The organism is Infirmifilum sp., from assembly GCF_049970975.1.
Lineage (GTDB): Archaea > Thermoproteota > Thermoprotei > Thermofilales > Thermofilaceae > Thermofilum > Thermofilum uzonense.
Genome location: NZ_JBMFLX010000040.1, coordinates 1 through 11,794 on the forward strand (window position 1 = coordinate 1; position 11,794 = coordinate 11,794).

Annotated in this window: 9 protein-coding genes; 7 read left to right on the forward strand and 2 right to left on the reverse strand. The window is 45.9% G+C overall.

The genetic code is table 11. The annotated features are described in order from the left end of the window. The coding region (locus tag ACP5KC_RS06670; protein WP_428287032.1) for a metallophosphoesterase at window positions 1-839 on the reverse strand (839 nt) is incomplete at its 3' end. 306 nt (window positions 840-1,145) lie between these two features. On the opposite strand from ACP5KC_RS06670, the gene ACP5KC_RS06675 reads away from it, so the two are divergent. After that, complete coding sequence (locus tag ACP5KC_RS06675; protein ID WP_428287033.1) at window positions 1,146-1,622, forward strand: hypothetical protein; 477 nt, start codon at window positions 1,146-1,148, stop codon at window positions 1,620-1,622. Window positions 1,623-1,719: 97 nt separating this feature from the next. Here the strand turns inward: ACP5KC_RS06675 and ACP5KC_RS06680 are convergent, their stop codons facing one another. Then, complete coding sequence (locus tag ACP5KC_RS06680; RefSeq protein ID WP_428287034.1) at window positions 1,720-2,859, reverse strand: serine/threonine-protein kinase; 1,140 nt, start codon at window positions 2,857-2,859, stop codon at window positions 1,720-1,722. A gap of 157 nt (window positions 2,860-3,016) precedes the next feature. On the opposite strand from ACP5KC_RS06680, the gene ACP5KC_RS06685 reads away from it, so the two are divergent. The 6 genes from ACP5KC_RS06685 (at window position 3,017) to ACP5KC_RS06710 (ending at window position 11,780) form a co-directional block, all read left to right on the forward strand. After that, entirely contained in the window at window positions 3,017-4,264 is a 1,248-nt protein-coding gene (locus ACP5KC_RS06685) for an HD domain-containing protein (RefSeq protein ID WP_428287035.1), read from the forward strand. A 75-nt stretch (window positions 4,265-4,339) separates the two neighbouring features. Further along, window positions 4,340-5,512, forward strand: coding sequence for a hypothetical protein (locus ACP5KC_RS06690; RefSeq protein WP_428287036.1), 1,173 nt, complete (start codon window positions 4,340-4,342; stop codon window positions 5,510-5,512). A 246-nt stretch (window positions 5,513-5,758) separates the two neighbouring features. Next, window positions 5,759-7,681: a hypothetical protein gene (locus ACP5KC_RS06695; protein ID WP_428287037.1), complete on the forward strand. Its 1,923-nt coding sequence runs from the start codon at window positions 5,759-5,761 to the stop codon at window positions 7,679-7,681. 5 nt (window positions 7,682-7,686) lie between these two features. Next, window positions 7,687-8,601: a hypothetical protein gene (locus tag ACP5KC_RS06700; protein WP_428287038.1), complete on the forward strand. Its 915-nt coding sequence runs from the start codon at window positions 7,687-7,689 to the stop codon at window positions 8,599-8,601. 1 nt (window position 8,602) lies between these two features. Then, complete coding sequence (locus tag ACP5KC_RS06705; protein ID WP_428287039.1) at window positions 8,603-9,736, forward strand: hypothetical protein; 1,134 nt, start codon at window positions 8,603-8,605, stop codon at window positions 9,734-9,736. 154 nt (window positions 9,737-9,890) lie between these two features. Next, window positions 9,891-11,780 carry a serine/threonine-protein kinase gene (locus tag ACP5KC_RS06710; RefSeq protein ID WP_428287040.1) on the forward strand — a complete coding sequence of 630 codons (1,890 nt, stop codon included), beginning with the start codon at window positions 9,891-9,893 and terminating at the stop codon, window positions 11,778-11,780. Window positions 11,781-11,794: the final 14 nt, after the last annotated feature.

Genomic DNA, 11,794 nt, shown 5'->3' on the forward strand with positions numbered 1-11,794 from the left:
TAGGACCCGCTCGAGAAGACTGTGAGGACGAGGCCCCGGAAGCCCGCTGGCGGCCTGGGCTGGAGGAGCCTCACCCTCCGCTTGACCGGGAAGTTGAAGCGGTAGCCTTCCTCGACGGCCTCGTGGGACCTGATGATGCCCGAGAGCCTGTTCCTCTTCAGGAACTCCTCCACAGCCCTCTTGCCGTAGAGGTAGGCTCCCTCCCCCCTGTCGCTGGGCGCGAACCCCTCCACGCCCTCGTGGGGGTCGTTCCAGAGCAGCTGGAAGGCCGTCTCGTCTGTGGGCACGAGGTCCTTCTTGGGCAGGGAAGCCACCTCCCCCAGCCTCGGAATGCTCGTGGGGACGCCCCCGTGGACGAGCAGGAGGCGGTGCGGCTTCAGTAGGGCTGCGTAGGGCAGGGCTGAGAGGACCTCGTTGAACCGTAGGAAGAGCCTGAAGGCCTCGCCCCTCTGCTTCCTGAGGAGTTCGGAGTAGAACCCGTAGGCTTGGTTCACGAGGGGTGACTCGTGGTTCCCCCTCAGCAGGGTGATTCTCTCGGGGTGGAGGAGCTTGAGCGCCAGGAGGTAGGCTGCTGTCTCGAGGGAGCGCTCGCCCCTGTCCACGTAGTCGCCGAGGAAGACGAGCCTGTACTTTGCAGGGGGGAAGCGCTTGACCACCGAGAGAGCAGTCTCAAGGTCGCCGTGGAGGTCGCCGATTATAACTAAAGGGGGCTTTGTCCTGACGAGCTGCTGTTCGTCAAGTAGCAATTTCTCAACTTTGTGTAGCAGTATGAGAATTTCCTTTGGTGGCAGGGTCTTACCCTCCTCTATAAGATTGATTAAGGCTTTTGCCTCCTCCATGCTTAGTTGTATGCGGGACGCAATGCTAAATTCTTTTTCTTTTTGTGAAGTTGGCTTATACTAGCGATCGTTGTCGGGATCTGAGGTTTAGATGTATAGTCTCTTACGGATCGTTCTACATCGGAAAACTCACCTGTAGCTGGACTATATCTCCAGGTATTTCCCCTTTTGCGGGAAGTGGTCTACTATAATGTATATATAATGTATTAACTTTATTCTGTAAGCTCTTGAACTTGAAAAGGCTTAGGGAGTGATTGGACAATGATTCTAAAAGGTAGTTGTAGGGTAAAAAATAAATACGCGACAATGGAAAATAAAATCGTGGAAAAAATAGCCCCGGAGTTTGCAGGTCTCCTCGTAAAGATCGGAGCTATCATTATTATTGTTCTCGGGATATTCGAGATCATTAAGGGTATCGTCATCATTCTCTTCGCGAGTGCTATCGGGGCTCTCTTAAGCTCACTGCTACCTGTTTATGGCGAGATCCTGAAGCTAATTCCAGTGGGTGGCATGCTTCTAGCCCTACTCTATATTGTTATCGGGTCAATTGTAGTTTCAGTGGGCTTTTCCCTGCTAAAGGCCTCCTTACCACTAACACCAGATCAAAGGAATAGGTGGATCACGTTACTCGGAGTTCTCATAGCGATCGCCCTGCTTTTCAGCTCATGGGACTTGCTTATAGGGCTTGTCCTAGCACTTGCAGGCATAATTATACTTCCCGTTGCACAGGCCCCGCCAACGCCGACAGGCAAGATACCACCTCCTCAGGTACCCCCGGTCTAGGGAAAAACAAGCCGAATCTAGGTTTTTCTGCTAAACCAGCTAAGCCGGACATATGGAACGCTAGTTGGGGATTCATACATCGATGTTATATGAATTTTCAGCCCGCTACTAGTAAGCGTTTCGTCAAGTATTTTATGAGCATCCTCTCAAAGTCATCCATATCTGGCCTCTCATTAGGGTCAACCTTCAGGCATTGCTCCAAGATTTCATCAAGCTCTTTATCCCCTGTCCCGGGCAACTTAACCTTACCCTCTCTAAATGCCTGGAGCTCCTCCTCGTATGGTAAGAAGTCGGGTGAGGCGAAGAGTGGCTTCCCTGTCACGGCCTCTAGGAGAACAAGTGCTAGGGACCAGACATCGCCCTTCTGGCTCGGCCTCCCGGTTTTAACGTCTTCTGGCGCTGCGTAGCCCGGCGTAAGAGGTACTCTGCTCCTCGATGCTGTAGCAATGGCTCTGGCGCTGTTGAAGTCGGCTAGCTTGGGCACTTTGTCCCCGGAGAAGAGAATATTCTCGGGCTTTACGTCGCCGTGCGCGTAACCTTTCTTGTGTAGGAACGCTAGGGCGTCTGCTATCTGGACAATTATAGATGCTGCTGTGAGAGGGTCTAATGGACCTGTCTTTATCAAGACATCGGCTAAAGAGCCTCCAGTGCAAAACTCTAGAACGAGTGCGGGGGGTTCGTCTTGTCTTGCCTCAAAGATCTCTTCGAGTTTAACTATACATGGGTGCTCCTCCTTCATAAGCTCCATAAGTATCTGCCTCTCTCTCCCCATGCTTTCAAAGCGGCTTAATTTCTCCATTTTCCTACCCAATATTATGCTGTCAAACCACTGGGCGGGGATCTTCAACACACGGCTAACTCCGTGGCTGTCAACACATAATAGCGTTGCTGAGAGGCCTGTTTTCCCAAGAATTGAACGGCACTCGTAACCATGAATTGTCAGCTTTCCCACGTGTGGAGGGAGCGATGTTGGTGAGGGTCCCGGTAGTTTAACTTTAACTGTCTTTCCGACGTAGTGACTCTTGAACTGTAGCCAGTCCTGCTCTTTAGCTTTAGTAGATGTCTCCAAGGGCGGTCTAGGCTTTCCGCAGGCGGTGCAGAACTGAGCGAAGGGAAGGTTCATGTGTCCGTTTTCGCAGCGCCACAAGCCTGGACGTTCCGCTCCGCAGTTAGAGCATATGCGTGAGAAGGGTGGATTAATGTATCCGCATCTTGGGCACTTCCACTCTTCTGCCACAGTATGTAGTAGTTGGCCTATAATAAAAAATTTCTTGGAGCGCTTTTTTTATCTTAGAAAAAGCGTGGAAGGGTTGGAGTATCTCTTTAAACTAAGTCTTATTAAGATTAAGTAGTCAAGTAGTTAAGTTTAAATAAACAAATTTTTAGAATTTCTTGTGACTGCACCCTGGGACGAGCTTGTTCAGTTCTGTCAGGAGTTTGGAAATTATTTAACAGGTTATCAGAGGCGTCTATTTCCTTATTTTGTCCTCCACGACCATGTTCATGCCTGGAATGTTTTCCGCTATGCCCGTTCACTGCTAGACTCTATGACTTCAGACCCTGCCACCTATGCGGTGATGGGGTGTGCTGCCTATCTTCACGATTGTGGCATGGCGCTTCCACCCCGAGTCATCAATAACCTCCAGTTAAACGAAGAAGACATCGATCCTAGAGTTCTTGACAAGTTGAAGGCCAAGCTGGGATTAAACTACTCCGATTACTTCCGGGGCTCAGTTTTTAGACTACCGAATCAAGACTCTCTCGACGAGCAGGATGCAATGGTTATCCGTATTCTTCACCCGTTTATCAGTGCTGCTTATATTAGGCGTGAGTTTAATGATAAACTAAGTATCAGGTCTCTGACACCAGACACAAAGAAGGATCTTGTCGAAGCAATAGCTACCATTGTGGAGCAGCATTCATCAAGCGTTCAGATCAAGGATCAGGTCAAGATGATAGGCGGCTATAATGTGGATCTGGGATATCTCTCTAGGGTTTTAAGGCTCGCCGATGCTATGGACTTTTCAAGAAAAAGGGCGGAGTTTGTATATGAGGTTCTGCTTTTCGACCTCATACAGGGAAAAAGGATACATGACGTAACCCACTGGGTGTTTAAAATGGCTGTTGAGGATGTCTTTTACATGCCTCTGGGCAAAAAAGTGCAGATAGTCCTTAATGGGAGTGACCCCATTACCTCTAAGGTTCAGCTTTTAGGCTTGTTATTCTTCGAGATCTTCCGAAATTTCATGAAGGATTTTATGACATTCTACAGTAAGTATCCTGTTGGCCTATCGCTCTTATTTAACGGTACTGAGGTAAATTTAGTACTTGAGCTTGCTAATATTAACTCATGTGCCAGCTGCATAGAAACACATATAAGAAGGGACAAGCTTGAACAATTCTTCGAATCTGTTCAACGCAAATCATCTTGTGAATGTGCTCAGACATTGCTTGAAGCTCTGAAGGCGGGTAAAGAGGTATCCTTGTACGACTCGCTAGGACAATTACTGGCCTTCTCGAATATTGACTTTTTCAAAGCGCAGAACCCAGGCTGTCGAAGCGTCATGGATAGTCTCATTAAACTCGCCCTTGAGGAATGCCCTTGTATTCGAAGATTCCTACAAAAGTTTAACCTTGGCTAATCTAAAGTATCTTTCATGCCTTTTTAATCTAGAAAAAGTAAAGAAATATATAATATACAATTTTCTTTAATATATGTGAGTGAGGCTGAAACAATTAAACATATTCGTGTTCAGATTAACAGGATTGTAGATTATTTAAACAAGCCAAGTTGTAGCGTGGGGGCTCTCCGAGGCGAGGTTACGAGTTTGCGGAGCCTTGTGTCAAAGCTATCTAAATCGCCGAGCCTAAAGACTTCCGTCAAAAAAATTTTACAGGAACTACAAGAGGGTATAGAGTCAACCGAGCTCGAGCTTAAAAAAGAGGCTCCTGAGAAAATCATAACAGAGAAAACGGTCAAGGAGCTTGAATTGAGAATCCTAGAATGGAGATCCATCCTTACCCAGGTCGAGGCTTTTATTTCAAAGATTTCAACAGCCCGCGGCTATATTATGACTCTTAAACAACTACTCGTGAAGGGATCCGTTAGTTGGAGTGATATAGAAACACCTCTAAGTCACATTCGATCAAACCTTCTAATACTTAAGGAAGAGTTTCATGGGTGTGAAGCGCTAGATAATCTTTTCAATGAATTCGAAGCTATCCTGCCTACAATCCCGAGGGGGATGCTCCAACAACGCGAGATAGACAGGCTCTCAGCACTCTGTGATGCATGGATAGGACACCTTGATGCAGTCCTTATAGGGTGTTCTCCGAGCGCTCAACCTACTCCCGAGGTCGTTGTGAAGCCTCAACAGGTTATCACCCCTACGGGGAAAAACCTTTATATTGAAGTCGAGGGAGACCGCTTTGGCATCAGTATACCTTCTATGAGTCGTCTTGTTCTCGGCCGCTATGATCCCGGGGGTAGAGACCCTGTTATACCAGGCACGGTCAGTGATGGTTTAAAAATCATGGAAGAAAACGGTAGGATCCTTAAAGTCTTCAATAACGTGATGTGTCGCTGGGGTTGTATGGAGGATGAAGAGGATTGTACTCACCGAGAGCACGTGGTAATTTATAAAGATCCTATTGGAGAGTCAGTCGAAATAAGATTGGCTCCTAGGGCCGTGCTCCCCGTATTATTTAGTTATTCCATTACTGAGTCGCAACGCAGGCTGCGTAGTGGTGAATCTATAAGACTGGGGCCTGGTACCACCCTTTATCTCTGGATAAGCGGGGTTTACGCTGACGTTTTCAGGAAAGACAGACATGTTCCAGTAAAGCTATGGATTGAGGAGGCTGGCACCAGGCGGACTATCCAGCTTTAAATAATAATAAAGGGAAGGCTGTGCCTCCAGTCTTCTCGTGTTAATCCTTCTAGACTTATCTTTTTGTCGTGTATTTGTGTGCTCGACTTTTTGCTCCAATGACTAATTCGGCTTATCGAGGATTAAATTCTGCAGCATGTAGCATATCGGATCAGAACAGAATTCTCTACCTTGAATTTAAAGAAAATAAATTTATTCCTTTAGCAAAATATAAATATAAAGCCGCATAATTCGTATGGATAGAATATGGGACTTAGCCTGAAGGTCCCACAAAAAATCTTCTCCTCGGTCAGGGAAAACGACCTGGGATATTCAATCGCGAAACTTCTCGAACCTCTTGTTTCTAAAAAACTCGAAGAATACAGGTCTCTAAAGGAGGAGAGAGAGAAAACTCAGATGGAAATCATTATGCTCGAAGCCCAGATTCGCTCTACCCGCGCTAGAATCGAGTCTCTGACTCATGAAGCGCCCAGTCTTGAGGGTCGCTTTATGACTTTTATGCTCTCCGGTCTTTTCCTCTTCATCCTCTTCATTTTGTCATTAGTAGCCAAGTCTTCTATTCTTGCCTTTTTCCTTTTCCTCACGTCTCTTATTGCAGTAGGGGCGGGTCTGAGTGCGAAGAGCCGCGCCCGGGAAATGATTGCTGAGGCGCAACGTCTAAACTCGCATGTCTTGACATTAAAAAATATGGTGTCTGACAAACTAGCCAAGCTTAGGGGGATTGAGGCGAGGATTTCTTCTTTTGTTATCCCTGGTGTGAAAATACGGTTTTCCAGGGCGTTTGTCCCGCTAGCTCTTGTGAAGAATCCTTACGGGGAAGGGCATATCCTCTTTACTCCGTGGAGTGAGCCTATCAAAATCCGTGTCCTTTTTGTAAGTAATCCAGGTGCTGTGGAGGAGGCACGTGAAAAACTTCTACTCGGCGAGAACATATATCTTGAGGCTGTGGTTAGAGGGAAGGATTCTGGCTATAAACTCATAGAGGGTTTTAAACGATTGAATTTATGGGAGAGAATTATCGAAAACAGGTCTCCGGAGAGCATCCTCGCAGAGGTTGTTAATGAGTCTCTTCAGGTGTTAAAGGGCGGTATCTCTCAGGAAGAGGAGGGCTTCAGAATAGAACTGCTTGATAGTGAAAGTGTTTCACTACTTCTGAAACTCTATACTATGTCCGACGGCTATGTCTCTGGAGAGGTCTTCTCGCACCTGGTAGATAAAGTTGTAAGCGAGACTAAAAGATTTGACTACGTTGTAGGGGCTGTTGAACAACTTTCATCGTTGGGTTCCTACGTAGAGGAGGCTAAACAGTTTTCCTCTAAAAAAGAGGTCTATGAGAGTATTGTTAACATTGCTGTGAGGGAGATGATAGCGAAAACGATGCCTTTGGAGGAGGAAATGATAAAATTTGGGCTTGTAAACTTCTACTGCAAGAGATGCGCCTCCACGTTATATGACGTTTACTTGCCAAGGCTGGATCTTAAACGTTTCGTATACGATAATATTCTCGGTGGTATCGATAAGGATACAGATATAGTGTCGCCTGACCCCCTTGTAGAGGAAGTTGTAAGGAAGGGATGGGAGGATATTGAGAAAAGCGTCAATGCTTCACTGCCACTACCCGGAGTTACAGGTGATGAGTCTAAGAAGGAGTTCGAGGAGAAATATCTAAGAGCCCTAATGATTTATTCTCTTCCTCTGACCGGAGCAGACGAGCACATTGAGTTTACGTGGAGCTCCGTGTTTCAACCTCCTTCAGTAAGATGTAGAAGGTGTGGACGAGTCTTAAGTGAAGAGGATCGTGAGTCCTTGTGGATGTTGCAGTTGCCAGCCATAAAGGGTTATATAGCGGTTCTAAGCGAGAAGACGAGAGACCTGCTCGAGAAAAGCTCCGAAATAATAACCTCTGTGAACAACGCTAGGTTGCATAAGGATCAAAGAAAGACTGCTGTAGGAATTTACAGGCAGATATCCGAGGAGTACCAGCGAGAGCTTTTACACTTGGAGCGCGAGATATCTGAGGCCGAATCCCAGCTTAACGGTGTTAAAAAGGTTATGGGGGTTATACTGATGTCTGAGGCTACTCAGGATCTATTGCAGTCAGTGGCGGCAAAGGATCCCGTGCTTGTAAAACAAATCCGAGATATTATTTCCACTACAGATATGAGGTGAGCCTAATGAGTAGTGCCAGTAGTATTGAAAGGGAGATTGGCCGTCTCGAAAGTGTGATCGATAGGCTGTTAGATGAGGTTAGAAATCTGCGAGGAGACGTACAAGATTTATCTAAGCTTATAGGTGTCAAGCTTGGCGAGGTTAGTTCCGAGCTTGCACGGACGAGGCTCGACCTATCTGCGAGACTGCTTCTCGTAAGCACGACTTTAAGCCTTACAAGCTACATAACAGCAGTTGCTAGGCTTGAAGCTCTGAAGAAGTTTTCAGCCGAGCTGAACAAAAGGGTGCCTGAAATAGTAAGGATGTATCGGGAAAAGATACTCGAGATACTGCAGGACTATCTCTCGGCAGCTAAACACTTCTTTGGACAATTTGTACGTAGAGCTGAGCTGGACTTCCAGCTTATGCGTGAAGCTATTAATCTGGAGAAAACCGTTTCAGAGTTCTATAAGAGATTAAGCCCTGAGTATGTGGATGCTGAGCTTGTCAGTCTAGTCGTTGACGAGGACACTGAGCGAAGAGCCCATGCCATAAAGGAGATAGCCTCACGGCTTGAGGAGGCGAGAACACTTCTAGAGGAGGCGAGCATGCTGAGACATAATTTCCAGCAGATGCTAGAGCGGTACTCCTTTAGAGGAATACCCAGCGAAGAGAACACGATATTACTGGTACCAGTACTCAAGGCGGAAGCTCAACTAAATGGAGTATTTGAATCGAGAATAATAGCTCCCAGCGAGGACTGGGAGAAAGAGACAAAGCTGACCAAAAGCTTACAGTCATACGCTTCTAGCGTCCCAACATGGGAGGATATCGAGATAACGCAGGATAACATTGCTGAAGCCAAAAAAATCCTTCTAAATCTTGCCAAGTCACCGGATGAAAAGGATTTGATAGAGAAGATGAGCATAGGGGTGTTGTAGCTTGCCAGGCCTTTTAGAGAGAAGGTTTCCCACTAGCGAGAAACTAAGCTATGATTCATCTAGTGATGTTGTACATCTAATAGGCGGTTACAGAGGTGCCGAACCTATCGTCGGAGTCAGGGCTATTGACGTGGACTCTGATGTTGTTCAAGTGGGAGATGTTTGGGTTCTCGACACAGCTTCGCTGAGAGGAGACCTGGTTCTTAAAGGAAATATAATAGCTGGGAATGCTATAAATTTGGATGTTACAAGTGGAAACATTGCTGTAATAGGCGATATGGGGGCTTTAGGGGACTTGGAGGGTAGCGGCGTAAAAATCCAAGGGGAAAAAGGAACAGTAATAGTTTTCGGAAATATTTTTGCCAGGAGTATAGTAATAGACGCCCCCTCAATAATCCTCGGAAACATATCTGTTTTCAGTGAACTAAAAATCTCAGCACCATCCATAGTCCTCGGAAGAGTATTAGTAGGGACACGTAATGAGCGCGGACATGCATATATAGAAAGGTCTACGATTTTTCAGCTATACGTACACGGCAACATCGAGATTGGTAAGAAAGCAACCGTAGTTTTACCTGTGATAGCTTCTGTTGGCGGATCCCTGAGTCTCCAAGAAGACCTCGTCCGAGTTCTAAGCTTTCCTTGCGTATTTTGTGCAGAGACACGAAACCCGTTTCTATGCGAACACTACTTTAAAGGCTCTTGCCCGTTGAGCTCTAAAGGCGAAGGATATGACTATTTAGCGAAGTACGACCTGTCTAAGGTGAAGGAAAGAGAGTATCTGAGCTGGTATTGGCGAGCCTCACCACTAATGGTCTTCCAGAACGTCTTGGCTAAAAAACTCTATTATTCCTCTTTGAAGTTTTCTAAATCCTTGAGGTTGGATATTGGTAAGAAGGAGATCAACGGCATCCCACTCGACCAGCTACCCTCATACGTTCTTGAACAGGTTTTATTAATTACTAGGGGGGAAGTTAAAGGATCTTTTGAGGAGACGAAGCAGGAGCTTTTTAAGACGATTGAAGAGTTTTTCAAATCAAGGGGAGAATCCTTCATTAAATGTCCACATTGTGGGATGCCGAATCCCGCCTCTGGTAAAGTTTGCGTGTATTGTGGTAAGGAGCTAGTGAAGTGAGATGCTAGAGCTTTCACCAACAAGTGTTTTTAACTTGGACAGCTCCATACGCCAGATAGTGTGTAAAGGAAGTTTTTGTTACATCCTAACGAACAAGTCAATTTATTTTCATGATGGGATTCCTAGGAAAGTATCTGAATGGCAAGGGCATCTGTTGGCAGCTGCTCCTTACAGGGATGAGTTCATAATAGTCTACGCCGACAAGGAGAATGTCATTTTGAAAATTGTAGATGGTATTTTAAAAGAGAGGAAGATTCTCACAAAAATAGACGGTGGAGTTGTGTCCTACCCCTTTATAGCGTTATGGGGTCCAGAAAAGGGCCTCCTTCAAGGTAAGCTTTACGTTCTCCGTGAGGATAGAGAGTATCACCTTGATTTTCCACGCATACTCGGGGTAACTCCTGGGGGGAGTTCTTTGTACGTATTGGACGTTGGGGGTAATCTAACCAGGATCAATTTTTATGAGGATAACTGGAGTAAACAATGGGCTTTGAAGGTCGGTGGCAATTGTAAACAATTACTCTTCCATGAAGGTCGCCTTGCTTTGACGTGTGGCTCAAGACTTCTCTTGCTTGACTCCGCAAGCGGTGAGATGCTGTTCGAGAAACAGCTCATAGGTAAGAAATTAGCTTGTTCAGGAAGAACCATTATCAACTGGGATGTCGAGAGTTCAAGAATAAAGCTTGTGGACATTGAGAGCGGGGCGGAAAGAGAAACGGAGCTCGAACCCATCTTCGGTGTCTTTGTGGGAGAAAAGATAATAGTTCTTTCAAGGTGGAAGTTAATGTTTATCTCGGATACTGGGGAGATAATTGACACTGTTTTATTACCAGTACCACTCACCGAAAATATTGCTCTTCGCAATGAAGTTTTCCTTTTCTCTCTCCGTGAATGGCTTTTCGAAGCTTCTATGAGAGATCCCAATATAAATGTGAAGCTCCTAAGAATTTCTCGAAAGGAAGGAGCCCAAGAAGTCGAAGTCGAAGTTAAGGCTACGAGACCTTCAAGCCTACAACCTCTTTCCGGAGCAAGGGCGACAATAGCCTTGGGAAGCACTTCCGCCTCATTAGTACTTGACAGCAAGGGTGTCGGCAGAGCGACTCTTAGGCTGGAGCCAGGTGTACAAAGGGTAACCGTTAATCTCGAAGGCTCGATCAGCATAGGGACAAAGGAAATTTCTAAAAGCGTAGTCGTGACACATGATGTGGATGTACCCGAGCTTCCGGAGGGAGTTCGAGTTTCTCCTGGGGACATCTTAAATCGAAAGCTTATTTTACAGACCCGTTTAGGGGAAGGTGGCTTCGGCACCGTTTACAGAGCAAGAGACATTGTTACAGATAGACTTGTAGCCGTTAAGATACCCCATCCTTACGTTGCACCGGAGAAAATATTGGGAGAATTTGTTACTGAGGCCCAGAAGATGGCTGAAATCTCTCGAAGACTTAACAAGAATGCAAAAAACGTAGTCAATATTTATGATGCTGGACTTTATCAGGTGGAAGACATTACATGGAAAAACAAGGGCCAAGTTCTGGCAATAGTCATGGAGTACTGTGAGAAAGGATCCATGCGATCCTTGCTTGAGGCTGGAGGTATACGGGAACCATTAGTGATGGCTAGGAAACTTGGAGAGAAAGTAATGTCTCTGAATAGAGAGGGCATAGTCCATGGAGACTTAAAACCTGAAAATATACTACTTTCTGAGGATAACCTTCTACTTTCAGACTTTTATACGGCTACATTCCTCGAGAAGTTTGACACAATCAAGAGATATAGGAAGCTGGCATTTACTGAGGGATATGCCCCCCCAGAGCTAGTTGAGAGAGGCGAAATAAGCATGAAAACTGACGTATACTCCTTCGCTGCGATTATTGTCGAAATGTTGACTGGATATTTGCCAGCCCCCGATTCACTGCCAGCACCTCTGCTGGAGATGAATTTAGAGCCAGCATTTTTGAAAATCCTGAAACAAGCACTATCATCAAACCCCATACTAAGACCCGAAATTCAGGAGTTGGTTGACTACCTTTCTCGCCAGGATTAAGCATTAAAATTTCA

What these genes read in the sequence shown, in the direction of transcription:
- ACP5KC_RS06695 (WP_428287037.1), top strand. Translation starts at nt 5,759, where the DNA reads ATGGGACTTAGCCTGAAGGTCCCACAAAAAATCTTCTCCTCGGTCAGG.
- ACP5KC_RS06700 (WP_428287038.1), top strand. Translation starts at nt 7,687, where the DNA reads ATGAGTAGTGCCAGTAGTATTGAAAGGGAGATTGGCCGTCTCGAAAGT.
- ACP5KC_RS06675 (WP_428287033.1), top strand. Translation starts at nt 1,146, where the DNA reads ATGGAAAATAAAATCGTGGAAAAAATAGCCCCGGAGTTTGCAGGTCTC.